The sequence below is a fragment of the Pseudomonas sp. IT-196MI5 genome, from assembly GCF_949767415.1.
GTDB lineage: Bacteria > Pseudomonadota > Gammaproteobacteria > Pseudomonadales > Pseudomonadaceae > Aquipseudomonas.
On record NZ_CATKPZ010000055.1, the window covers coordinates 28,534 to 52,646 of the forward strand.

21 protein-coding genes are annotated in these 24,113 nt (G+C 61.0%); 11 read left to right on the forward strand and 10 right to left on the reverse strand.

Annotated elements, in window-relative coordinates; translation table 11 throughout:
- The first annotated feature begins 60 nt into the window (after positions 1–60).
- Positions 61–1,452, forward strand: a complete 1,392-nt coding sequence (locus tag ACM6IK_RS22840) for an FAD-dependent oxidoreductase (RefSeq protein WP_414876116.1) — start codon at positions 61–63, stop codon at positions 1,450–1,452.
- Positions 1,453–1,455: 3 nt separating this feature from the next.
- Here the strand turns inward: ACM6IK_RS22840 and ACM6IK_RS22845 are convergent, their stop codons facing one another.
- Positions 1,456–2,877 carry a type VI secretion system Vgr family protein gene (locus ACM6IK_RS22845; protein WP_414876344.1) on the reverse strand — a complete coding sequence of 474 codons (1,422 nt, stop codon included), beginning with the start codon at positions 2,875–2,877 and terminating at the stop codon, positions 1,456–1,458.
- 225 nt (positions 2,878–3,102) lie between these two features.
- On the opposite strand from ACM6IK_RS22845, the gene ACM6IK_RS22850 reads away from it, so the two are divergent.
- Complete coding sequence (locus tag ACM6IK_RS22850) at positions 3,103–3,807, forward strand: YebC/PmpR family DNA-binding transcriptional regulator (RefSeq protein WP_007976978.1); 705 nt, start codon at positions 3,103–3,105, stop codon at positions 3,805–3,807.
- 119 nt (positions 3,808–3,926) lie between these two features.
- Here the strand turns inward: ACM6IK_RS22850 and ACM6IK_RS22855 are convergent, their stop codons facing one another.
- The 3 genes from ACM6IK_RS22855 to ACM6IK_RS22865 form a co-directional block, all read right to left on the reverse strand.
- Positions 3,927–5,240, reverse strand: a complete 1,314-nt coding sequence (locus ACM6IK_RS22855) for a leucine-rich repeat-containing protein kinase family protein (RefSeq protein ID WP_414876117.1) — start codon at positions 5,238–5,240, stop codon at positions 3,927–3,929.
- 134 nt (positions 5,241–5,374) lie between these two features.
- The gene (locus tag ACM6IK_RS22860) at positions 5,375–6,127 is read right to left on the reverse strand and encodes an anti-sigma factor family protein (protein ID WP_414876118.1); all 753 of its coding nucleotides are present in this window, start codon (positions 6,125–6,127) and stop codon (positions 5,375–5,377) included.
- A complete protein-coding gene (locus tag ACM6IK_RS22865) occupies positions 6,124–6,630 on the reverse strand; it encodes an RNA polymerase sigma factor (RefSeq protein WP_414876119.1) in 507 nt (168 codons plus the stop codon). The genes ACM6IK_RS22860 and ACM6IK_RS22865 overlap by 4 nt, the downstream gene beginning before the upstream one ends.
- A 158-nt stretch (positions 6,631–6,788) precedes the next feature.
- Here ACM6IK_RS22865 and ACM6IK_RS22870 point away from each other — a divergent pair, with 158 nt between their 5' ends.
- Both ACM6IK_RS22870 and ACM6IK_RS22875 read left to right on the forward strand, forming a co-directional pair.
- Positions 6,789–7,874, forward strand: a complete 1,086-nt coding sequence (locus ACM6IK_RS22870) for a catalase family peroxidase (protein WP_414876120.1) — start codon at positions 6,789–6,791, stop codon at positions 7,872–7,874.
- Entirely contained in the window at positions 7,871–8,416 is a 546-nt protein-coding gene (locus ACM6IK_RS22875) for a cytochrome b (RefSeq protein ID WP_414876121.1), read from the forward strand. Before ACM6IK_RS22870 ends, ACM6IK_RS22875 begins: the two co-directional genes overlap by 4 nt.
- An 80-nt stretch (positions 8,417–8,496) precedes the next feature.
- On the opposite strand, the gene ACM6IK_RS22880 is transcribed toward ACM6IK_RS22875, so the two are convergent.
- The gene (locus tag ACM6IK_RS22880; RefSeq protein ID WP_414876122.1) at positions 8,497–9,642 is read right to left on the reverse strand and encodes a M14-type cytosolic carboxypeptidase; all 1,146 of its coding nucleotides are present in this window, start codon (positions 9,640–9,642) and stop codon (positions 8,497–8,499) included.
- 366 nt (positions 9,643–10,008) lie between these two features.
- On the opposite strand from ACM6IK_RS22880, the gene ACM6IK_RS22885 reads away from it, so the two are divergent.
- The 5 genes from ACM6IK_RS22885 (at position 10,009) to ACM6IK_RS22905 (ending at position 14,933) form a co-directional block, all read left to right on the forward strand.
- Entirely contained in the window at positions 10,009–10,677 is a 669-nt protein-coding gene (locus ACM6IK_RS22885) for a GntR family transcriptional regulator (RefSeq protein ID WP_414876123.1), read from the forward strand.
- Positions 10,678–10,810: 133 nt separating this feature from the next.
- Positions 10,811–11,617 carry an ABC transporter substrate-binding protein gene (locus ACM6IK_RS22890; protein WP_223544044.1) on the forward strand — a complete coding sequence of 269 codons (807 nt, stop codon included), beginning with the start codon at positions 10,811–10,813 and terminating at the stop codon, positions 11,615–11,617.
- A gap of 11 nt (positions 11,618–11,628) precedes the next feature.
- Positions 11,629–12,396, forward strand: coding sequence for an amino acid ABC transporter permease (locus ACM6IK_RS22895; protein WP_414876124.1), 768 nt, complete (start codon positions 11,629–11,631; stop codon positions 12,394–12,396).
- 1 nt (position 12,397) lies between these two features.
- Positions 12,398–13,177, forward strand: a complete 780-nt coding sequence (locus tag ACM6IK_RS22900; protein ID WP_414876125.1) for an amino acid ABC transporter ATP-binding protein — start codon at positions 12,398–12,400, stop codon at positions 13,175–13,177.
- Between the two features lie 145 nt (positions 13,178–13,322).
- Positions 13,323–14,933 (forward strand): gamma-glutamyltransferase family protein, encoded by a 1,611-nt coding sequence (locus ACM6IK_RS22905; RefSeq protein WP_414876126.1) that lies wholly within the window; start codon positions 13,323–13,325, stop codon positions 14,931–14,933.
- 294 nt (positions 14,934–15,227) lie between these two features.
- On the opposite strand, the gene ACM6IK_RS22910 is transcribed toward ACM6IK_RS22905, so the two are convergent.
- Positions 15,228–15,569, reverse strand: coding sequence for a DUF6124 family protein (locus ACM6IK_RS22910; protein WP_414876127.1), 342 nt, complete (start codon positions 15,567–15,569; stop codon positions 15,228–15,230).
- Between the two features lie 129 nt (positions 15,570–15,698).
- On the opposite strand from ACM6IK_RS22910, the gene ACM6IK_RS22915 reads away from it, so the two are divergent.
- A complete protein-coding gene (locus ACM6IK_RS22915; RefSeq protein WP_414876128.1) occupies positions 15,699–16,346 on the forward strand; it encodes a LexA family protein in 648 nt (215 codons plus the stop codon).
- Positions 16,347–16,385: 39 nt separating this feature from the next.
- Here ACM6IK_RS22915 and ACM6IK_RS22920 read toward each other — a convergent pair whose 3' ends face one another.
- The 4 genes from ACM6IK_RS22920 to ACM6IK_RS22935 all read right to left on the reverse strand — a co-directional run bounded on the left by ACM6IK_RS22920 (position 16,386) and on the right by ACM6IK_RS22935 (position 22,055).
- The gene (locus ACM6IK_RS22920; protein WP_414876129.1) at positions 16,386–18,341 is read right to left on the reverse strand and encodes an acetyl/propionyl/methylcrotonyl-CoA carboxylase subunit alpha; all 1,956 of its coding nucleotides are present in this window, start codon (positions 18,339–18,341) and stop codon (positions 16,386–16,388) included.
- Positions 18,341–19,153, reverse strand: a complete 813-nt coding sequence (locus ACM6IK_RS22925; RefSeq protein ID WP_414876130.1) for a gamma-carboxygeranoyl-CoA hydratase — start codon at positions 19,151–19,153, stop codon at positions 18,341–18,343. The genes ACM6IK_RS22920 and ACM6IK_RS22925 overlap by 1 nt, the downstream gene beginning before the upstream one ends.
- 118 nt (positions 19,154–19,271) lie before the next feature.
- On the reverse strand, positions 19,272–20,879 hold the full coding sequence (locus ACM6IK_RS22930) for a carboxyl transferase domain-containing protein (RefSeq protein WP_414876131.1): 1,608 nt from the start codon (positions 20,877–20,879) through the stop codon (positions 19,272–19,274).
- A 12-nt stretch (positions 20,880–20,891) separates the two neighbouring features.
- Positions 20,892–22,055, reverse strand: a complete 1,164-nt coding sequence (locus ACM6IK_RS22935; protein WP_414876132.1) for an isovaleryl-CoA dehydrogenase — start codon at positions 22,053–22,055, stop codon at positions 20,892–20,894.
- Between the two features lie 289 nt (positions 22,056–22,344).
- On the opposite strand from ACM6IK_RS22935, the gene ACM6IK_RS22940 reads away from it, so the two are divergent.
- Positions 22,345–24,042: an AMP-binding protein gene (locus ACM6IK_RS22940; protein WP_414876133.1), complete on the forward strand. Its 1,698-nt coding sequence runs from the start codon at positions 22,345–22,347 to the stop codon at positions 24,040–24,042.
- Positions 24,043–24,113 lie beyond the last annotated feature (71 nt).

Genomic DNA, 24,113 nt, shown 5'->3' on the forward strand with positions numbered 1-24,113 from the left:
CCTCGTCGCCTGCTGCGTCTGCGGCAGGCTGGCGTGTGGGCCATTGACTGGAGATTTCCCATGAGACCCTTTTGGCTGGACCAGGCCTTGAAGGCTGATGCATCCGAATCCTGTCCGCCACTGCAAGGCGATAGCCGAGCCGACGTGTGCATCGTCGGCGGCGGTTATACCGGGTTGTGGACCGCGATCATGCTCAAGGAACAGAACCCCCAGCTGGACGTGTTGCTGATCGAAGCGGATATCTGCGGTGCCGGTGCCAGTGGGCGCAACGGTGGTTGTGCACTGTCGTGGTCGGCCAAGTATTTCACCCTTGAGCGTTTGTTTGGCGTTGAAGAGGCGGTGCGCCTGGTCAAGGAGTCCGAGCGCAGCATCCATGCCATCGGCGCCTTCTGCGAACAGTATGCGGTGGACGCCGACTACCGCCTCGACGGTACGCTCTACACCGCCACCAACCGTGCCCAATGCGGCTCGACCGATGCGGTCATCGCCGCACTGGAGCGCCATGGCATCAACTCGTTTACCCAGCGGCCGGTGGCCGATGTGCAGCGCGTGGCCGGTTCCAGCAAGCACCTGGAGGGCTGGTTTTCCCCGGCCGCGGCCAGTGTGCAACCGGGCAAGCTGGTGCGCGGTCTGCGTCGGGTTGCCCTGCAAATGGGCGTGAGGATTTACGAAAACACCGCGATGACCGGGCTGGAAGAGGGCAGGCCGGTGGGTATTCAAACCCCCGGCGGCACCGTCCGCGCCGACCGGGTGGTGCTGGCGATGAACGCCTGGATGGCCCGAGCGTTCCCGCAGTTCGAGCGCAGCGTGGCGATCGTTTCCAGCGACATGCTGATCACCGAGCCACGGCCGGATTTGCTCGACGAAATCGGCCTGACCAGTGGCGTCACGGTGCTCGATTCGCGGATTTTCGTGCACTACTACCACAACACCCCGGACGGCCGGATCATGCTCGGCAAGGGCGGCAATACCTTCGCTTATGGCGGGCGCATGCTGCCGGTGTTCGATCAACCTTCGCCTTACGCCGGTTTGTTGCAGAACAGCCTGGCGGATTTCTTCCCGGCGTTTGCCGACGTCAAGGTCGAAGCGACCTGGAATGGTCCGTCGGACCGTTCGGTGACCGGGCTGCCGTTTTTCGGGCAGATGAGCGCCAGTGGCAATGTGTTCTACGGTTTTGGCTACTCCGGCAGCGGTGTCGGGCCCTGCCATATGGGCGGGCAGATTCTGGCGTCGATGGTCCTGGGCCTGGACAACCCCTGGACCCGTTCGCCACTGGTCAACGGACCGCTGGGTTTTTTTCCGCCGGAACCGATTCGCTACATCGGCTCGCTGATGGTGCGCAACGCCATCCGCCGCAAGGAGCGCGCAGAGGATCACGGGCGTCGGCCGCGGCATCTGGATGTGCGCCTGGCGAAGTTCGCCGCCGCGGCCGGCAAGGCTGACAAGGGCTGAGTGTCAGGGCGCAAGCTCCGAGCGGCTGAGCAGCCAGTCGAACAGCAGGCGGGTATCGCCACGGGGCTCACGCGGACGAGGGCCGCGAGGTTGTGGTCGAGGGCCCATGGCCGTACAGAGCACCGGGCGATCCGGGTCACTGTCGAGGAAAATCACCAGTACCTCGCTGCCGGCCAAGGGCAGGCGGGACGGGTCGAGCCAGTCCTCGGCGGTGGTCAGCGCCAGCGGCAGCCACAGGCCATCGGACGCCTCTGCCACTGATTGTGTGCCGGGCCAGAGGTTCACCTGAACCCGGCCATCCTCATCCACCCTCGGCGGTTGCCCGACCCGGCCGCACACCTGGCCGGGCTGATACCCGGGAATGCTCGGCCTGGGTTGTTTGAGCGAGGGCCTGAATACGGTCGACCAGGGGATGGCGCTGAATTGATTGCAGTAGCCCGGGGTGATGTCCGGGGAGTCGTCGGACAGAATCGACGAATGATGCCCCTGATGGCGGATTTCGGTGACCAGCCATTGATCATTGAAATTCGCCAGTGGATGTTCGGCCACCTGAACGATCCGGCCGCTGCGTAATGCGCCCTGGTTACTTTGGCCGTGGATCAGCAGGTGTCGGCAACGCAGACGTTCCAGTTGTCGACGGCTGAGCTGATCGCGATGCTGTTGTTCGTGGGCGGGAAAGTGTCTCGTCGTGGCGAACGAGTGATTGGCTGCGCCGTCGCTGGTGTCCGCTGCGCCAGGATTGCTGGCACCCGGGCGCACGGGGGAGAATGTTGTGTCATGGCGCTGGAACAGTTCGCGGATCACCGATTCCTGATGTTCTTCGAGGGCGTCACTGCGCATCGGCATGAGCAGCGGTTCCTGGGGGAAACTCAGGCTGTCATCGGCCAACACCAGGACATGGCCGTCGTGTTGATGCTCGAAGTGGTAGTGGATGCCTTCTTCTTCGCACAGTCGTTGCAGCAGCGCCAGGTCGGTTTCATCGTACTGAATGCAAAAAGGTCGCAGGGGATAGTGCCCGGTTGCCAGTTCAAAGCGATAACTGCTGGCGGGCAACCCGTGCTCCTCGAGCAATTGGCGCAGGATCATGGGCACGCTGGCGCGCTGGAAAACCCGTCGGCGTCGTTGCTGCTCCAGTACTTGGACACGGGATACAAGCACCACCCTGTAAGCGACCCGGTGCCCGCTTCGATGTTCACAACTGGCGCTGTGCAGCACGCCATGAATGCCCTGGTCGTGGCCAAATTCGAGGAACGCCGGTTGGCGCAGCAATCGCTCAAGGTTCAGGGCCGGTGCCAGCCCGATAACTTCGATATCGAATCGATAGGGCTGGTTGAGTGCTTCATGACCGCTGAACCGGACCACCTGGAAATGCAGGTCATCGTCCAGAAGTGTCAGGGTGGTGGGACTTTCCTTGTCGTTGTGCATCGAACACGCTGCTGCCGTGGAATAGGGTGCAAAGCGTACGAAACCCCAGCGCATTGCGGGCACGTTAAAGCGACATTTCCGAATCGCCCTACAACCGCTGGTGAAGATGTCGATGCAAGTCGGGATTTTTTGGTCGATTGCCAACTTTAGGCCGTATAAACTTGCACAAAGCGTCGGCCAATAGATGTCTCGGCGCCACAGATGCCACAGATAAGAGAGTGAGAAATGGGCGCACAGTGGAAGGTTAAACACAAAGAAGCGGCAGCCAATGCCAAGGGCAAGATCTTCGGCAAACTGGTGAAAGAAATCACCATTGCTGCGCGTAACGGCGCTGATGTTGCTACCAACGCGCACTTGCGCCTGGTGGTTGAACAGGCCAAGAAAGCTTCGATGCCCAAGGAAACACTGGATCGCGCCATCAAGAAGGGCGCGGGCTTGTTGGGCGAGACCGTGCAATACCATCGCGTGACTTATGAAGGGTTCGCCCCGCATCAGGTACCGTTGATCGTTGAATGCGTGACCGACAACATCAACCGCACCGTGGCCGAGATCCGCGTGGCGTTCCGCAAGGGCCAACTGGGCGCTTCCGGCTCTGTGGCCTGGGACTTCAACCATGTCGGCATGATCGAAGCGTCGCCGGACACCCCGGACGCCGATCCGGAAATGGCCGCCATCGAAGCCGGTGCACAGGATTTCGAACCGGGTGAAGAGGGTGCAACCCTGTTCCTGACCGAGCCGACCGACCTCGACGCGGTACAGAAAGCCCTGCCGGAACAAGGCTTCACCGTGCTGTCGGCCAAACTGGGCTACCAGCCGAAAAACCCGGTCAGCGGCCTGAGCGATGAGCAGATGGCGGAAGTCGAAGCGTTCCTCGAAGGCCTCGATAACCACGACGACGTGCAGGACATGTTTGTCGGGTTGGCGGGTTAAGTCTTTGTGTCAGTGACGGCCCTGTTGTCTGGCAGGCCGTCATCGCGAGCAGGCTCGCTCCCACAGGTTTAACGCTATCCTTGTGGGAGCGAGCTTGCTCGCGATTGACCGCGCAGCGGTCACCAACCATTCAATTCCTGAACGATCTCGCCAAAACCAGGCCGCGCCAGCACCTGCGGCTGACAGCAACGCTGTTCTAAATCCTCCAGCACCCGACGCAGTTCATCGCTCAACCCCGAGTCGATTCGCGCCAGCAACTCCCCCAGCAATACTCCGAACGCCCGCACCTCGATCCGCTGCAAGGCACGGCTTTCAAGGCTGTCGGAAATTCCGTGGAACGACGCCGCGCCAAAATCCCCCAGCAAGCAATCACCCTGTTCATTCCACAGAATATTGTGCCCATAGAGGTCGCCGTGGGTGATGCCATGACCGTGCAGGTGCTCGGCCACCGAGGCAATGCCCGAGGCAATGCGCAGCGCCACCGCGGCACTGAAACGCAAATCGTCGGGGTAAATGTCGCGGCTGCACGACGCCAGGCTCGGCAGCGCGGCGAGGTTGCGAAAGCTCGGCGGGATCAACTGCATGACCAGCCCGGCGGTTTGCTGCGGGTGATCGACAATCCGCCCTTCGACGCGGATCAGATTCGGGTGCAGGCCAGCGGTGATGCAGGCGTTCATCTCGTGCAATGGCGAACCGTCGCTGGTCATTTCGCCCTTGTAGAGCTTCACCGCAACGTCCATGGGTGGCAGGTCAGCCGCTTGCCAGGCGGCCTGATGAATCACCCCGGAGGCACCTTCGCCGAGTTTCTTCTCCAGACGCAATGCCGACCAGTCAATCCGCGGTGTGGCGTCGAGGGCCGCGGCGTCGGCTTCGGTTTCCAGCGGGTTACCGGCATAGGCCAGCCAGGTCAGGCTCGGCAGCTCCAGCAGCCATTGCGGCAACCCGGTCAACCGGTTGGCGGCGATGCGGATCAGTTCCAGCCGATGACACTGACGCAATGACTCCGGCAGCGCTTGCAATCGATTGCCGGCGAGCATGAGCTTTTGCAGGAACGGGCGCTCTCCCAGTTCGGTCGGCAAGGTTTCGATGCAGTTGTCGGTCAGGATCAACCAGCGCAGCAGCGGTGGCAGCGCCGCTGCGGGCACGAGGGCGATGCGGTTGGCCTTGAAGCCGATCATCGTCAGTGCGGTGCATTGGCCCAGGCAGGCCGGCAACTCGGTGAAGCGGTTATCGGAACAGAACAGCACGCGCAAACGGGTCAGGCGATGCAAGTCCTCCGGCAGGGCGCTCAAGGCATTGCCGCTAAGGTTGAGCACTTCCAGCGAGTCCGCCAGATCGAAAATCTCCCGGGGGAATTCGGTGAGGCCGTCGACCAGATCCAGCCGCGTGATGCCCGACAACTCGCCGTTACGCAATTGAGCAAGGGTATGCATGAACAGGTTCGCCATTGACCAAGGGGAGGGCACGGGGCCCTGAAAATGGGCGACATGATAGCGGGAAAGCTGTGGCGACTGTCAGGCGGTCATCGTCGGAACGCCGCCCGGAGCAGGCTCGCACACAGGGGGGATCAGAACTGAGTGGTCTGTTTGAGCATCTGCGCCGCCGCTGTGTCCGCGGGGCTGACCATCGCATAGTTGTAGCCGCTTCCCGACCAGTACTCGGCCTGCAACTCACCATCACTGCGGCTGCCCCTGGGCAGCAGGAAATTTTTCGGCCCTGGCGGGCGCACATAGAAACTGACTTTCTGCCCGCCCTGATTCTCGTAGACCACCATCGCCGCCGGGCCTTGCTCGGTGCTCAGCAAACGCCCGCTAGCCGGCTTGAACCCGGCACCCGAGAGGTCGGGCAGGCGATTGGCCCGGGTGAAGTAGTGGTCGAGCCATCCCTGCATGTCACCGTCGTCGCCGACTTTGTAATCGGCCGGCAGGATGCCTTGCTGGGCAATCAGGCGATAGGCCTGCAGGGCATCGGTCATCGGGAGCTGAGAGCTCGCCAGTGTCATCTCCCGCGCTTGCCAGCCGCTGAAACCGCCGACGCTGACCGCGATGAGCAACACCGCGGCACTGGCCAGGTGTCGACGGGATTGGCGTTTGAGGCGCTGGCGTATCACGGCCGGATCAAGGTCCGGGTTCGAGGGTTGTTGCAAGGCTCCGCTCAGGGCTGCGCGCAGCCTCTGGGCATCCTGCTGCCAGGCGCGCACTTGCGCGGCCACCTGCGGGTCAGTGGCCAGAAAAGTCGCCACCAGGCGTCGATCGGCGTCGCTCAGTTGGTGGTCGACGTAGGCGTGCAGGTCACGCTCGCTGGGGGGCATGCTGATCATTTGAGTCTCCGCAGGGAAGGGCGGTTGATATCGCCATCGCTGAGTTGGCGCAGGGCCTGGCGAGCCCGGGACAGGCGGGACATCACGGTGCCGGTGGGTACGTCGAGAATCCCGGCGACCTCTTTGTAGCTCAGGCCTTCCACCGACACCCAGAGCAGCAGCGCGCGTTGCTCGGTGGGCAGTCGGTCGAAAGCGCTGAGGGTCGATTGAGCGATAACGGTGCGCTCCACCGAGGGCTGGGCATCGTCACGCCCGGTGAAGAATTCGAGCATGCGTGCATAGCGCCGGGAGCGGCGGTGCGCATCGAGAAACTGCCGATAGACAATCGAGAACAGCCAGGCGCGCAAGTCGCCCTCGGCGCGTTTACCGCTCCAACTCGACAATGCCCGCTCCAGGCTCGCCTGCACCAGGTCGTCAGCGCTGCTGGTGTTGCGCGTCAACGACACGGCAAAGCGTCGCAATCGGGGAATGATTTCCCTCAGTTGTTCGTCGATATCGTTCATGAAGTTCTGACTAGTCGCTACGCTTGGGACTAGGAAGACGTCCGGTACCGGAGGTTATTCCACGTCAGAAAAAATAAACACCGGATGTGGGAATAAACCTGCGTGCGGTTCGTCTGCTTGATTCTTCTCACTTGTGGCCGATGGCCCTGGAGTCTTTCATGGTAGATCGATCATCACCGCCACCCCGGCCACCCTTGAGTGCGGCGAGCCTGACATTGCGTCTGGCGGGCATTGCGGTGGTCGTTGCCGCAGTGGCTGGGGCATTTGCCTACGTCAACGGCACCCTGGACCCACAGCGCCTGACCCCGAAAAAACTGATCAACGTGCTGGAAGCCAACAACGGCGTGCATCCGGGTTTGCGTCGCAACCATTCCAAAGGCGTGTGCGTGATCGGGCATTTCGAGAGCAGCCTTGAGGCGCGCAGCTATTCCACCGCTCAAGTGTTCAACGAAGCACGGACACCGGTGGTGGGGCGTTTCGCCTTGGGGTCCGGCAACCCAAACGCGCCGGACAGTGCCGTGCCGATCCGCAGCATGGCCTTGCGCTTCACTCAGGCCAACGGCCAGCAGTGGCGCACCGGGATGAACAGCATGCCGGTGTTCCCGGTGGGGACGCCAGAGGCGTTCTATCAACTGCAAAAAGCCCAGACGCCAGACCCGGCGACCGGCAAACCGGACCCCAAGGCTGTATCGGCGTTTTTTGCTTCGCACCCGCAAGCCGCACCGTTCCTGGCCTGGATCAAGACCGCCAAGCCGTCGGCCAGTTACGTGACCGAAAACTACAACAGCGTGAATGCGTTCTACCTGGTCAACGCGGCCGGCCAACGCCAGGCCGTGCGCTGGAACATGGTGCCACTGGCCCAGGACGCACCCGGGGGTACGGTGCCGGAGGGCAATGATTTCCTGGAGAAAGACCTGGTTCAGCGAATCGCCGCCAGCCCGTTGCGCTGGCAGTTGAACATCACCCTGGCCAACCCCGGCGATCCGGTCAACGACGCCAGCAAGGCCTGGCCCGAAGGGCGCAAGGTGTTGAACGCTGGCACCCTGGTGCTTGAAAAGACTCAACCGCAACTCAACGGTGAATGCCGTGACATCAACTACGATCCGCTGGTGTTGCCCGCCGGGATCGAAGGTTCCGACGACCCGTTGCTCGCCACCCGTTCAGCCGCTTACGCCAATTCCTACCTGCGTCGCACCAGCGAAGTCAGCCAGTTGCCCGCCGCCAAACAGGAGGCCCAGCAATGAGCAACCAACCGAACCACTTCGCCCCGCTGGCGCGCCTGCTGCACTGGCTGATGGCGCCGATGATCATTGCGATGCTGTTTATCGGCGCCGGCATGGTCGCCTCGGTGTCCGAGCGTCACGAATGGCTGATTCATCTGCACAAACCCTTGGGCATCGCGATTTTGCTGTTGGTGATCGTGCGCCTGGTGGTGCGTTTCTCCACCACACAGCCACCATTGCCGGCGGACTTGCCGGGTTGGCAGGCGCGAGCGGCCAAGGCGTCGCATGTGTTGCTGTACGCCTTGATGCTGGTTCTGCCGCTGTTGGGCTGGGCGATGATTTCGGCGTCGGGCGAGCCGGTCATGCTCAGCAGTTCATTGCAACTACCGTCGATTGTGCCGGCGAACGCGCAGGTGTTTGCGTTTTTGCGCAAGGCGCACGGGTATCTGGCGTATCTGTTGTTTCTGACGGTGTTGCTGCATTTGGCGGCGGCGTTGTTTCACGGTTGGGTGCGTCGCGATGAGGTGCTGGACAGCATGTTGCGGGGCAAGGATCGCGGTTGAGAGGATGCTGGCTAGCCATTGTGGCGAGGGGGCAAGCCCCCTCGCCACAGGTGCACCGGCTGCAGCACCTGTGAGGTTTGTCAGCGCAAGGTATCGACCATATCGGCAAGCGTGGTCAGCACATCCTTGCCCAACTGTTTCGACCGCTTGCCTGACCAGCCCGTCAACGGGTTCGGATGATCGTCGTGATCCTTGAACGGCATTTCCAGGGTCAACGACAGGCAGTCGTACTTCTGCCCGACGCTGTTACAGGCCAGCGTCATGTTGGCCCGGCCCGGTTCGTCGCGGGTGTAGCCGTACTTGGTCTGGAAGTCTTTTGTGGTGTGCTTCAGATGACTGCGGAAGTGCTCCTCGAGCTTTTCGATCCGCGGCGTGTAACCGGGGTTGCCTTCGCAACCGGCGGTGAATACGTGGGGGATTTCCTCGTCACCATGGGCGTCGAGGAACATGTCGACGCCGTACTTTTCCATCTGCTGCTGAACGAACAGGACTTCCGGGCTGATTTCCTGGCTGGCACTCTGCCAAGCGCGGTTGAGGTCCTGGCCCATGGCGTTGGTGCGCAGATTGCCGTGGAAAGCACCGTCCGGGTTCATGTTTGGCACCAGGTACAGGTCGGCGCTGGCCAATAGTTTATTCAGCACAGGGTCGTCGTGTTTTTCCAGGCGTTCGATCACGCCTTCCATGAACCACTCGGCCATGTGTTCGCCCGGATGTTGCTGGGCAATCATCCATACCTTGCGTCGGCCCTCGGCCCCGGTGCCTTTGCGCAACAACTGGATGTCGCGGCCTTCGACACTTTTGCCGGTGGCCAGCAGTTCGGTGCCGGCTTTGGTCAGCGCCTGCTCGATCAGCCAGTCGTGGCGGCCGCGGCTATAGGGTTCGAAGTAGGCGAACCAGGCGTGGGTCTGTTCGGCTTCGAGAACGAAACGCAGGCAGTCGCCTTCGAAAATGGTCGGTACGCGGAACCAGTTGACGTGATCGTAGGACGCCACCGCCTGATAACCGGTCCAGGCCTTGTTATAGGAGGATTGGCTGGCATTGCTCAGGCGAAACCAGTGCTCCTGGCCAACATGCAGGCCGCTGGCCTTGAAGTGGAACCATTGGAAATGGTTGCTTTTGGTATCGGGGCGGATCGCCAGCAGGGGCTTGAGCGGGTCGCTGACATCGATTACCTGGATGTTGCCGCTGTCGAAATTGGCACTGATGTCGAGGGAGGATTTAGCCACGGTTGGGTTCCTGATCAAGATTTTTATGGCGGCCACTTTACACGCAAGTGCAGGGCCTTAGGAGCGCAGAAAAACCGTCTCACCACCAAGACGCCTGTTCACTTTGCGACTCAAGGTTTGCCACGAAGTCCTCCAACCAAGCGTAGCGATCATCCGTGTTACCACCAGCACCGTTTTGAGGCCTTCAGGTGACAGGATGGGGCATTTCAACTCGTTCCGGATCAATACTCTCGGGTGTAACCAGTCGTCGTCATGGCTGATACATCAATGCAATCAAATACCTGCAATACATGCGCTGAATCTGGCACGCAATGTGCTGTTTTGGATTTATGGATAATTGGATACAAAAATACAAAAGGTGCACTGATGAAATTCGCCCCTGCCTATACCGAGCGCCAGCCTGTCACTGCTGAGGAGGAGGCCTACAACTTTCTCCTGGAGGCCATTTGCAAAGGACGTTACCGCACCGGCGAACGGCTGATCGCCGAGGACATCGCCGGCGAAATCGGCATGAGCCGCATGCCGGTGCGCGAAGCGTTCCGCCGTCTGGATGCCGATGGCCTGGTGACGTTGCGGCCCAACCGCGGCGCCATCGTGCGGGGCCTGAACATCGACGAAATGCGTGAAGTGTTCGAGATGCGCAGTGCCCTTGAGGGGCTCGCTATCCGGGTGGCTGTCAGCAAAATGACCGAGCGCCATTTCAGCCATCTGGAGCGTCTGCTCGACGAGATGGACGACTACCGCGAGGACGGTGCCGAGTGGGTCAGCCGTCATCGCGCCTTCCATGAATACCTGTGCAGCCTGAGTGAACGCCCGCGCCTGATGCGGCAAATTTCGGCGCTGTATTCGGTGATCGAGCCGCACATGCGCCTGTGGCTGCAACACGCCGACAAGCCCCGCAGTGCCCGGGACGAACACGCTTCGATCGTGACCGCGTTGCGTACCGGCGATCCGGATAAAGCGGCGGCGGTGGTTTGCGAGCACATCGAAGGAACGATTCCGCGCCTGATTCAGTTTCTTGAGGCTCATCAATAGAAGAACAAACACATTTCCCGTAGGCGCTGCCGCAGGCTGCGATCTTTTGATGTTGCTTCTGAAAAGATCAAAAGATCGCAGCCTGCGGCAGCGCCTACAGAGGGCATTCGTTGCAGCCACCTGGAGTCATGCCATGCAAAAGCCTTGCGCGTTAGTTGCGGTGTTCACCTTGAGTCTGTGTTCCCAATGGGCGTTTGCCGCCCCCGAGTTACCCGAGCGGTTAAGCAAGAGCGAGAAGATCGTCTATTGCTCCGGCATGGATTCGCCGCCGCTGGTGTCGTTTGACCTGAAGCAAAAACCGGTCGGACTTCAGGTGGATATGGGCGAGGCGATTGCCCAGCGTCTGGGTGACAAAAAAGTCGAATGGCGGATCTCTCCATTCGCCGGGCTGATCCCGGCGCTGTTGGCGCAACAGTGCGACATGATCGTCGATCAACTGTTCGACAAGCCCGAACGCCGTGAGGTGATCGACATCGTCAACTTCATGTATTCCAGCCAGTCCATCGTGGTGCCCAAAGGCAATCCGAAATCGGTGAACACGCTGGAAGACTTATCGGGGCTCAAGGTCGCGGTCAGTAATGGTTCAACCATCCGCGTGCTGCTGGGCAAAGAGAACGAAAAACTCGAAGCGGCCGGCAAGGCACCGATGAAACTGGTGGTCTACAACGTCGATGCCGATGCATTCCAGGCTTTGCGCATCAACCAGGTGGACGCTTTCGGCACCACGGTCGAGTCTGCCGGCCACTACCAGCAACTGGCCCCTGACTTGTTTCAATCGGCGGTGCCTGCGTTCAACCGCATCCTGACCGGTTTCGGTGTGCGCAAAAGTGATCCGCAATTGACTGTCGCGCTGACCGAAGTCTTGCAAGGCATGCGTGCCGACGGTAGTTACGAAGCACTCCTCAGTAAATGGCATGTCGGCAGCGACAAACTGGACTGAGGACGAACCTGATGAACTTCAATTGGGATGTGTTCTGGCAATACCTGTTACAGCCCAGTGATGTCTACCTGACGGGGTTGTGGCTGACGTGCCTGATCAGTGTGTCGGCGATGTTGCTCGGCTGTGTGCTGGGGTTGATCGCGGCGTTGATGAAACTGTCGAGTAACCCGCTGTTGCGATACCCGGTGCGCTTTTATGTCTGGCTGATGCGCGGCACGCCGTTGCTGGTGCAGATCGTATTTCTGTACACGGCGTTGGCGGCCGGTGGCATTTTCCGCTTCGAAGACCTGGACCTCGGCTGGTTCATCGTGCCGGGCAACATTCAGGCTGCGATCATTGCCCTGGGCCTCAACGAAGGCGCGTACATGGCCGAGATCATTCGGGCCGGCATCGGTGCGGTGGACAAGGGCCAGTACGAAGCCGGGCGGTCCCTGGGCATGACGTTTCCCAAGTTGATGCGCCGTATCGTGTTGCCCCAGGCCTTCCGGGTCATCGTTCCGCCGCTGGGCAACGAGTTCAACGTGATGTTGAAAAACACCACGCTGGTCAGCGTGATCGGCGTGCAGGAGTTGTTGCTCAGCACGCAAATGGTGACCTCGGCGACCTTCCGGGTGTTCGAGTTGTACCTGGTGGTTGCCATTTACTTCCTGGCCTTGACCACGCTCTGGGGCTTTTTCCAGCGCTGGCTAGAGGCGCGCTTCGGCCAATCCGATCGTCCGGCTCCGGCCGCCAGCCGCATGTTCGGTCGCAACACCATGAAACTGTTGAGAGGGCGTTGAGATGGCGCACATGAGTGAAGAGTTGGTCATCGAAGCGCTGGATATTCACAAGTCGTTTGGTGACCTGGAAATTCTCAAGGGCATTTCGCTGCAAGTGAAACGGGGTGAAGTGGTGGTGTTGATCGGCGCCTCTGGTTCAGGCAAAACCACCTTTATTCGCTGCATCAATCTGCTTGAGGACATTCAGTCCGGGCAAATCCGTGTCAGCGGCCAGCCCATGGGTTATCGCACCCGTGCCGATGGCAGCCTGGTCCGGGACTCGGAGCGCAACATTGCGCGTCAGCGCCGGGACATCGGCATGGTGTTTCAGCGCTTCAATCTGTTCCCGCACATGACGGCCCTGGAAAACATCATCGAGGCGCCCATCCATGTGCTCGGCGTGCCTCGCGCGGCAGCGGTGCAGCAGGCGCAGGCGTTGCTCAAGCGGGTCGGGTTGGCCGAGAAGGCGGATCACTACCCTTCGATGCTGTCCGGTGGGCAGCAGCAGCGGGTGGCCATCGCCCGGGCGCTGGCGATGAAACCCCAGGCGATGTTGTTCGACGAGCCCACCAGCGCCCTTGACCCGGAGACGGTGGGTGAAGTGCTGCAAGTCATGAAGGAGTTGGCCGAGGAGGGCATGACCATGGTCGTGGTCACCCACGAAATGGGCTTTGCCCGCGAAGTGGCCGATCGGGTGGTGGTCCTCGATCAAGGCGAGCTGATCGAGCAGGGGCCACCCGAACAGATCTTCAGCCAACCCCGCCATGCCCGTACCCGGGCGTTCCTCAGCCGCGTGCTGTAGGAGCGAGCCTGCTTGCGATGGACGTTAACGATGAAGCGGGCTTCCTGGAAAAACGCGGTGCTCTTGAGTCCATCGTCGGAACGCCGCCCGGAGCCGGCTCGCTCCTGCAGGTTTTTATGAACATTACTTTTGTGTGAGTCCTGCCATGTTCAAGTTTTCTGCCCATGAGTATCCCTACACCTCACAACGTCAAAGCGTTTTCGCCAAGCGCGGCATGATCGCCGCCTCGCAACCGCTGGCGGCCGAAGCCGGAATTGAAATCATGCGTCGCGGCGGCAATGCCATCGATGCGGCCATCGCCACGGCAGCCGCATTGACGGTGGTCGAGCCCACCGGTTGTGGTATCGGTGGTGACGCTTTTGCCTTGGTCTGGACCCAAGACAAACTGCATGGCCTTGCTGCCAACGGCGCCGCCCCGCAAGCCCTGAGCATTGAGGCAGTGAAAGCGGCCGGTCATGAAAAAATGCCGCTGCATGGCTGGACGCCTGTCACTGTGCCCGGCTGCCCGTCGGCCTGGGCGCAATTGTCCCGGCGTTTCGGTCGTCTGCCCTTTGCGGACTTGCTGCAGCCGGCGATCAGTCTGGCGCGGGACGGATTTCCCGTTTCGCCAGTGGTGGCCTTGCAGTGGCAAGCCGCGCTGGAGGATTTCACTCCGGACCGTAGCGACGTGCTCGAGAGCTGGTTCGAGACCTTCCTGATCGAAGGCCGTGCCCCCCGCGCCGGCGAACTGTTCCGCAACCCGGCCCAGGCACGGACCTTGAGCGAATTGGCCGCCACCGAGTGTGAAAGTATTTATCGTGGCGCGCTGGCGCAGAGGCTGGATGCGCATTCGCGGGCCACGGGCGGCTATCTGCGCGCCAGTGATTTGCAGGACTACAGCGCCCAGTGGGTTGAGCCTATCAAGGTCAACTATCGTGGTGTCGACGTCTGGGAGATTCCTCCGAGTGGTCAGGGACTCGTGGTGTTGATGGCGCTGAAGATTCTCGAGGGCTTTGATTTCGATCATCGCGACAGCCAGCAGACCTGGCATCGTCAACTCGAGGCCATGAAACTCGCCTACAGCGATGGTTTGCACTACATCACCGATCCGGAGCACATGCGGGTGGCGGTGGACGATCTGCTCAGCGACCACTATTGCGCTCACCGCCGGGCGCAGATTGGTGAGCAGGCCGTGGCGCCCCTGCCGGGTGATCCCCACGCCAGTGGTACGGTCTATCTGGCCACCGCCGATGCGCAGGGCAACATGGTTTCGTTCATCCAGAGCAACTATCACGGCTTTGGCTCCGGCGTGGTGTTGCCTGACAGCGGTATCGCCCTGCAAAACCGCGGTGAAGAGTTCAGCCTTGATCCCGGGCACGCCAATTGCCTGGCGCCTGGCAAAAAGACCTTCCACACCATCATTCCAGGGTTCCTTACAAAAGACGGTGAGGCGATGGGCCCCTTTGGTGTCATGGGCGGCTACATGCAACCGCAAGGGCATGTGCAGATGGTCATGAATCTGGTGGATTTCGGACTCAACCCTCAAGCCGCGCTGGACGCACCGCGTTGGCAATGGTTGGGGGACATGAAGGTGGGTATTGAGCAGGACGCTTCGCGGGATATGGTTGCGGCACTGGCGCGTCGCGGGCACCAGGTTCAGGTGGCGTGCGATCTCACCAGTTACGGGCGTGGGCAGATCATCTTGCGCGATCCTGAAACCGGCGTGTTATGCGGCGGGACAGAGCCACGAACGGACTCACATATAGCGGTGTATTAAAGAACACGAGAGAGGGCGAGGCGTTGAGGGCATCCTCCTTGAAGCTGCCGCAGCTTGGAGAGTGTGCTACTGATTCTCAAAAACTGGCAAAAAAAGACCCGGCAAAAAGCCGGGTCAAAAACCGTGATTAGCCTGATGAGGAGATAGTCCAGGAGACCGACCTAAGGTCACCTGGTCCATCGACTGATCTTGCGATCAGCCATGACAATAATAATCATTCCTATTTGAGGGTCAAGCGATTTTACCTGTCCTATAGGAAAATTCTTTCCTGCCCTCCTATTTTGCGATTTCACCTCAGCCGTTTGCATACCCCTCCAGTGATCGATCGACCATTGCCTTGGCCATGTCGATCATGTGCACCGTCGAAAATGCCAGGTCGCGGTTTGCGCCTTGCAGGTGATTGGCTGATTCGTACGCGGTGGCGGCGGCACAGCGCAACAGGTCCAAAGCATGGACCAGCGCCTCTTCGCCACTGATGTTGCGGTTCACATCAAAAAAACGCGGTTCGGTCACTTCCTCTGAAATAGCTGGTTTCAAGTAATAGTCCAGGGCGCGTTGTGCCGCCTCTGAGTCCAGAGACGAGGTGAGGGTGGTGTCGATTTGTATGTTCGGCAGTTCATTGGTGGGTTGGTTCATGGCGATGGCAAGCTCCGTGGCAGTTTCAGATCCGTGAATTGATAATAATACGTACTGTATTTGTGACGAGTATTTAAATACTACAACTTGTGTTTTGATGGCCGGAGTCACCCACGTATCGTGCCGCACATGGATAAATGGATAGAATTGGTCAAGGCCAAGATGAGTGAACTCAAAATCACTCAAGAGATACTTGCCGAGCGCCTCGGGATGTCCCAGGGCGGCATTGGCCACTGGCTCAACAAACGTCGTGAACCCGGCATCGACGACATGAACCGTGTCCTGCGGGCGCTGGGCCTTGAGTTTCTCGAAGTGGCGCTGGTAATCCGGGAACCTCAGGCATCAACGGACGACGAAGTCCCTCTGACACACAAGTACAATCCGTACTTCCGCTACCCGGTCAGTGACTGGCGCGAACCTGCCGAAGTGCGCGATGGCGAGGTCGCGGTGTATGGGAAAGGGCGCTTTGAATTGTCCGATTATCACGCGCAGGGACCGGCATTCTGGTTGAGAGTGGCAGGTGATGCGATGACCGCACCCACTGGCATCAGCATCCCGGAAGGCATGCTGATCCTGGTGGACCCGGCGGTGGAAGCGGTGCCCGGCAAACTGGTCATTGCCCAGTGGCCGGACAGCGCCGAAGCCACGTTCCGCAAGCTCATCGAAGAGGGCGGGCAGCGTTATCTGGTGCCGCTCAATCCGACGTATCCGAAAGCCTTGTACACCGACGAATGTCGAATCATCGGCGTAGTGGTTCAGGCAACTGCCAGGTTCTGATCAGATCGGTCCTCGCGATGCGCAGGACCGATCTTCATTTCACGCTTCTTCCAGTTCGACCAGTGCACTGCCTTCGCTGACCATCTCGCCTTCCAGGCAATACAGCGCCTTGATCACCCCGGCATGGGGCGCGCGAATGCTGTGCTCCATCTTCATCGCTTCCAGTACCACCAATTGCGCCCCGGCTTCGACCGATTGCCCGGCCTCCACCAGCACGCGGACGATGCTGCCGTTCATCGGTGCGGTCAGCCCGCCATGATGGCTGTGGCTGGCCTCGACGGCGCTGATCGGGTCGTAAGCCTCGATGCGGCGCAACTCGCCATCCCATTGCAAATACACCTGTTCGCCACGGCGTATTGCGCGGTGTTGACGGCGCACACCCGCCTGCTCGGTCAGCAACTGCTCGCCCTTGAGCCGAGCGCTGTGGGCATTGATGTCGCTCAGCGTGAGCGCCCGGTCCTGGCCTTCACAACTCAGGTGCAGGGTGATTGCTCTCGGCAATCCGGCACGCAGGCCATTACGCGCCGCCCACGGCGAACTCGGGTCATCGGCGCGGGTGGCAGGCGGCAGGCTCTGGGCAAACGCCTGGGCGGCGGCTTGCCAGAAGTCGTCGCTGAGTTGCGCTGGCGTCGGCAGCAACTGTTCCTGATAGCGTGGAATGAAGTCGGTATCGAGTTCGGCAGCGGCAAATGCCGGGTGACCGATGATGCGCCGCAGGAAATTGATGTTGGTCTTCAATCCGCCGATGGCGAATTCGTCGAGCATGCTCAACAGGCGCAATCGCGCCTGTTCACGATCTTCGCCCCAGGCAATCAGCTTGCCGAGCATCGGGTCGTAGAACGGCGAAATTTCATCGCCTTCTTCAACACCGCTGTCCACTCGACGCCCCGGCCCCTGGGCGGATTCGCGATACAGCTCCAGGCGACCGGTCGCCGGCAGGAAGTCATTGCCCGGATCTTCGGCATACAGCCGCACCTCGATCGCGTGCCCCACCAGCGGCACCTGGTCTTGCGTCATCGGCAACGCTTCGCCGCGTGCCACGCGAATCTGCCAGGCCACCAGGTCGAGGCCGGTGATGGCTTCGGTGACCGGGTGTTCCACTTGCAGGCGGGTGTTCATCTCCATGAAGAAGAACTCGCCCCGCGCATCCAGCAAAAACTCAACGGTGCCGGCACCGACATAACCGATGGCCTGCGCTGAACGCACAGCGGCTTCGCCCATGGCGCGTCGCAGCTCCGGGCTCAGGCCGGGTGCTGGCGCTTCTTCGACGACTTTCTGGTGGCGGCGCTGAATCGAGCAGTCGCGTTCGTTGAGGTACAGGCAGTTGCCGTGCTGGTCGGCGAACACCTGGATTTCCACATGACGTGGTTTAAGCAAGTACTTCTCCACCAGCATCCGCGAGTCGCCGAACGACGATTGCGCCTCACGCTGGGCCGAGGCCAGGGCTTCGGCCAGTTGGCTGACGTCCTCGACCACTTTCATGCCTTTGCCGCCGCCACCCGCGGTGGCCTTGAGCAGCACCGGGTAGCCGATGCGTTCGCAGGCGGTGCGGAAGGTTTCCAGGTCCTGGGCTTCGCCGTGATAACCGGGCACCAGCGGCACGCCAGCGGTTTCCATCAAGGCTTTGGCCGCGGACTTGCTGCCCATGGCGTCGATGGCCGAGGCCGGCGGGCCGAGGAAAATCAGGCCAGCGTTTTCGATGGCGCGGGCGAACCCGGCGTTCTCCGACAAGAAGCCATAGCCGGGGTGAATCGCCTGGGCGCCGCTGGCCTTGGCGGCGGCGATCAGTTTGTCGATCTGCAGATAACTGTCGGCGGCTTTGCTGCCACCCAGGTCGACGCGAATGTCGGCTTCGCGGCTGTGCCGGGCGTCACGGTCGGTGGCGCTGTGCACGGCCACGGTGGTCAGGCCCAGCGCCTTGGCGGTGCGCATCACCCGGCAAGCGATTTCGCCACGGTTGGCCACCAGCAGGGTGGTGAGGACAGGTGCGCTCATCAGCGGGGCTCCTTGGTGGATTCGGCTTGCCAGCTCGGCGGACGCTTTTGCAGGAAGGCACGCAAGCCTTCCTGGCCTTCGGGGCTGACACGAATGCGGGCGATGGCGTTTTCGGTGTAGCGGCGCAATGCCGGGGTCAGTGAGCCGTCGCCGACTTCGCGCAACAGGTCTTTGCTGGCGCGCATCGCGGCCGGACTGTTGAGCAGTAGATTGTCGATCCACTGTTCGACTTTCTGTTCCAGCTCGGCACTTGCATAACTCTCCGACAACAAACCGATTTCCCGGGCCCGTTGCCCGCCGAAACGCTCGGCGGTCAGGGCATAGCGACGGGTAGCGCGTTCGCCAATGGCTTGCACCACGAACGGGCTGATGACCGCCGGCGCCAGGCCGATGCGTACTTCCGAGAGGCAGAACTGCGCGTCATCGGCACCGATGGCCATGTCGCAGCAACTGATCAGACCCAGTGCGCCACCAAAGGCTGCGCCTTGCACCACCGCCAGGGTCGGGACTTTCAGTTTGGCCAGGTTGTACATCAACTCCGCCAGTTCCCGGGCGTCATCAAGGTTGGTGGCGTAATCGAGTTCGGCCGATTGCTGCATCCAGGTAAGGTCAGCGCCGGCGCTGAAATGCTTGCCGCGACCACGCAGGATCAAAAATCGCAGGCTGGCATCGCTCGCGACTTTGTCGAGGGCGAGGATCAGTTCGCGGATCATTTCGGCGTTGAAGGCGTTGTTCTTTTCTTCGCGGCTGAGCCACAGCGTGGCAAAACCACGGGGGTCGGTCAGCAGTTCGAGGGTGTTGAAGTCGCTCATATTCGTCCGTCTCCACGGTCCTTGCGGGGGCGGGCTGGTTCGCGAAACGATTTTACGATTGCTCTGCAATCGAACGGGAGCAAGCTCCCTCGCCACACAAGCCCGCGCCCACAGAAAATCACATCCGGAACACGCCGAAGCGGCTCGGTTCGATTGGCGCGCTCAACGACGCAGACAAGGCCAGGGCCAGTACGTCGCGGGTCTGGGCCGGGTCGATGACACCGTCGTCCCACAGGCGCGCGCTGGAATAGTAGGGGTGACCCTGTTCTTCGTATTGGTCGAGGATCGGTTGCTTGATCTCGGCTTCCTGCTCGGCGCTGAAACCCTGGCCACTGCGCTCGGCCTGCTCACGCTTGACCTGCACCAGTACGCCGGCCGCCTGCTCGGCGCCCATCACGCCAATACGCGCATTCGGCCACATCCACAAAAAGCGCGGATCGTAGGCGCGACCGCACATGCCGTAGTTACCGGCACCGAAGCTGCCGCCGATGATCACCGTGAACTTCGGTACCTTGGCGCAAGCCACCGCCGTCACCAGTTTCGCGCCGTGCTTGGCGATGCCACCAGCTTCGTACTTCTGGCCGACCATGAAGCCAGTGATGTTCTGCAGGAACAGCAGCGGGATGCCGCGCTGGCACGCCAGTTCGATGAAGTGCGCGCCTTTCTGCGCCGCTTCAGCGAACAGGATGCCGTTGTTGGCGAGGATCGCGATCGGGTAACCGTGCAGGTAAGCAAAACCGCAGACCAGCGTTGTCCCGAACAGCGCCTTGAACTCGTCGAACACCGAACCATCCACCAGCCGCGCAATCACTTCGCGCACGTCGAACGGTTGCTTGGCGTCGGCCGGGACCACGCCGTACAACTCGTCGCTGCTGTAGAGCGGGGCGATTGGTGTGCGTTGCTGAACCTCACCTTGCTTGCGCCAGTTGAGGTTGGCGATGCTGCGGCGTGCCAGTGCCAGGGCGTGTTCATCGCTCTCGGCGTAATGGTCGGCCACACCGGAAATCTTGCAGTGCACATCGGCCCCGCCGAGGTCTTCGGCGCTGACCACTTCACCGGTCGCGGCTTTCACCAGCGGCGGGCCGGCGAGAAAGATCGTCGCCTGTTCGCGGACCATGATCGCTTCGTCGGCCATCGCCGGTACGTACGCGCCGCCAGCGGTGCAGGAGCCCATGACCACGGCAATTTGCGCAATGCCCATGGCGCTCATGTTGGCCTGGTTGAAGAAGATCCGCCCGAAGTGCTCGCGGTCCGGAAAGACCTCATCCTGACGCGGCAGGTTGGCACCACCCGAATCCACCAGGTAGATACACGGCAGGCGGTTCTGCTGGGCGATGGTCTGCGCGCGCAGGTGTTTTTTCACCGTCAGCGGGTAATACGAGCCACCTTTCACGGTGGCGTCGTTGGCGACGATCATGCATTCGACGCCCTCCACACGGCCGATCCCGGCAATCACGCCAGCGGCGGGGACGTCTTCGCCATACACCTCGTAAGCCGCCAGTTGGCTGATCTCCAGAAACGGCGAACCCGGATCCAGCAAGCGGTTGATACGTTCGCGAGGCAGCAATTTGCCTCGCGAGGTGTGGCGTTCTTGCGCCTTCGGGCCGCCACCTAGCGCCACTTGGGCGAGCAGGGTGTGCAGGGCGTCGACCTGTTTGAGCATCGCCGCGCTGTTGGCGGCGAACTCCGCAGAACGTGGGTTGAGCTGGGTATGCAGGGTAGCCATGTGCAGCTCCGTTTAGCGGGTTTCGTTGAACAGTTCGCGACCGATCAGCATGCGACGGATCTCACTGGTGCCGGCACCGATTTCGTACAGCTTGGCGTCACGCAACAGACGGCCGGCCGGGAATTCATTGATGTAGCCGTTGCCACCGAGAATCTGGATCGCGTCGAGGGCCATTCGGGTCGCGCATTCGGCGCTGTAGAGGATCACGCCGGCGGCGTCCTTGCGGGCGGTTTCGCCGCGCTCGCACGCTTGGGCCACCGCATAAAGGTAGGCGCGACTGGCGTTGAGTTGGGTGTACATGTCAGCGACCTTGCCCTGGATCAGCTGGAATTCGCCGATGCTTTGGCCGAACTGCTTGCGGTCGTGGATGTACGGCACGATCAGGTCCATGCACGCCTGCATGATCCCGGTCGGGCCGCCCGAGAGCACCACTCGCTCATAGTCGAGGCCACTCATCAGCACTTTCACGCCGCCGTTGAGCACGCCGAGGATGTTTTCTTCCGGCACTTCGACGTCATCGAAAAACAGCTCGCAGGTGTTCGAACCGCGCATGCCGAGCTTGTCGAACTTGTTGCTGCGGCTGAAGCCTTTCCAGTCGCGCTCGACGATGAAGGCGGTGATGCCGTGGGGGCCCTTTTCCAGGTCGGTCTTGGCGTAGATCACATAGGTGTTGGCGTCCGGACCGTTGGTGATCCAGGTCTTGCTGCCGTTGAGCACGTAGTGATCGCCGCGCTTGTCGGCGCGCAGCTTCATCGAGACCACGTCGGAACCGGCATTCGGCTCGCTCATGGCCAGGGCGCCGATGTGCTCGCCGCTGATCAGTTTCGGCAGGTATTTGGTTTTCTGTTCGTGGTTGCCGTTGCGGTTGATCTGGTTGACGCAGAGGTTGGAGTGCGCGCCATAGGACAGGGCCACCGAGGCCGAGCCGCGGCTGATTTCTTCCATTGCGACAACGTGGGCCAGGTAACCCAGGCCGGCGCCGCCGTACTCTTCCGGTACGGTGATGCCCAGCAGGCCCATGTCGCCGAATTTGCGCCACAGGTCGGCGGGGAACAGGTTGTCGATGTCGATCTGAGCGGCGCGCGGGGCGATCTCCTTGGCGACGAAGGACTGGACCTGATCGCGCAGCATGTCGATGGTTTCACCGAGGGCAAAGTTCAGGGATGGATAGCTCATGGGTCACCTTTTGGCTTTTTTGTCGGTTGGCGAGGCTGTCAATGGGTTCTCACCTTTACGTTAACGTAAACCTGCGATGAATGGCTGTCAATCACCCTTTACGTTAACGTCAACTTGAGCGAGAGTAAGGTCAATGAATCCTGTAGGAGCGGCGGTGCGGCGATCCGACTTGCCCGCGAAGGCGTCGGATCCGTCGACATCGATGCTGAACGTGCTGGCCTCTTCGCTGGCAAGCCAGCTCCTACAGTGGACCATTCGCAGCCCATAAATAAAGACAACAGGGGTCGTCATGGATCAACCCAGTGCAAGCCCGCAACGCAGTTACACCCGTGGTTCCCAGGACAAAGCCTTGCTGGCGATGACCATCGGCCAGGCGTTCGACAACACCGTCGCGCAATACCCGGACGGGGAGGCGCTGGTGGTGCGCCATCAACAGCTGCGTTTCAGCTGGCGGCAATTGGCCGAGGCCGCGGACCTGCACGCCAGAGCACTGCTGGCGTTGGGTCTGCAGACGGGTGACCGTCTCGGTATCTGGGCGCCCAATTGTGCGCAATGGTGCATCAGCCAGATCGCCACGGCGAAAATCGGCGTGATCCTGGTCAACATCAACCCCGCCTATCGCAGTTCTGAACTCGAATACGTGTTGAAGCAATCCGGTTGCCAATGGCTGGTCTGTGCCGGGGCCTTCAAGTCCTCGAACTATCACGCGATGCTGCAAGGCCTGGTGCCGGAGCTGGCCGGGCAATCCATCGGCAAGTTGCGCAGTGAACGGTTGCCGCAGTTGCGTGGCGTCATCAGCCTGGATGCGCAGCCGCCGAGCGGTTTCCTGCCGTGGTCGCACTTGGCCGGTCTGGCGGGCAGCGTGACGGTCGAGCAACTGCATGAGCGCCAGGACAGCCTGCATTTCGATCAGCCGGTGAATATCCAGTACACCTCTGGCACGACCGGTTTTCCCAAGGGTGCGACCCTCAGTCACTACAACATCCTCAACAACGGTTACATGGTCGGCGAAAGCCTGGGTCTGACGGCAGCCGATCGGCTGGTGATCCCGGTGCCGCTGTATCACTGCTTTGGCATGGTCATGGGCAACCTGGGCTGCATCACCCATGGCAGTACGATGATTTACCCGAACGACGCATTCGATCCGTTGCTGACCCTCGGCACTGTGGCGGAAGAAAAAGCCACGGCGCTGTACGGTGTACCGACCATGTTCATCGCCATGCTCGATCAACCCCAGCGTGTCGGGTTCGACCTGTCGAGCCTGCGCACCGGGATCATGGCGGGCGCAACCTGTCCTATCGAAGTGATGCGTCGTGTCATCAGCGAAATGCACATGAGCGAAGTGCAGATTGCCTACGGCATGACGGAAACCAGTCCGGTGTCGTTGCAGACCGGCCCTTCAGACGATCTGGAACTGCGCGTGACCACCGTCGGCCGCACCCAGCCACAACTCGAAAGCAAGATCATCGATGAAGCGGGCAACCTGGTACCGCGCGGCACCATCGGTGAGCTGTGCACCCGCGGTTACAGCGTGATGCTCGGTTACTGGAATAACCCCGAAGGCACCGCAGAAGCCATCGATCAGGCTGGCTGGATGCACACTGGTGACCTGGCGAGCATGAACGATGAGGGTTACGTGTGCATTGCCGGGCGCAACAAGGACATGATCATCCGTGGCGGTGAGAATATTTACCCGCGGGAGCTGGAGGAGTTTTTCTTCACTCACCCGGCCATTGCGGACGTTCAGGTGATCGGCATTCCTTGCTCGCGCTACGGCGAAGAGATCGTCGCCTGGATCAAGTTCCACCCCGGCCACAGCGCCACCGAGCAAGAACTGCAAGCCTGGTGCAAGGAGCGCATCGCGCACTTCAAGACGCCGCGCTACTTCAAGTTCGTCGAGGAGTTTCCGATGACCGTGACCGGCAAGATCCAGAAATTCCGGATGCGCGAGATCAGCGTCGCGGAGTTGCGTAGCAAGCAGGGTTGACCACAATCCCCTGTGGGAGCGAGCTTGCTCGCGATGAGGGTGTGACATTCAACATTTGTGCTGACTGATCC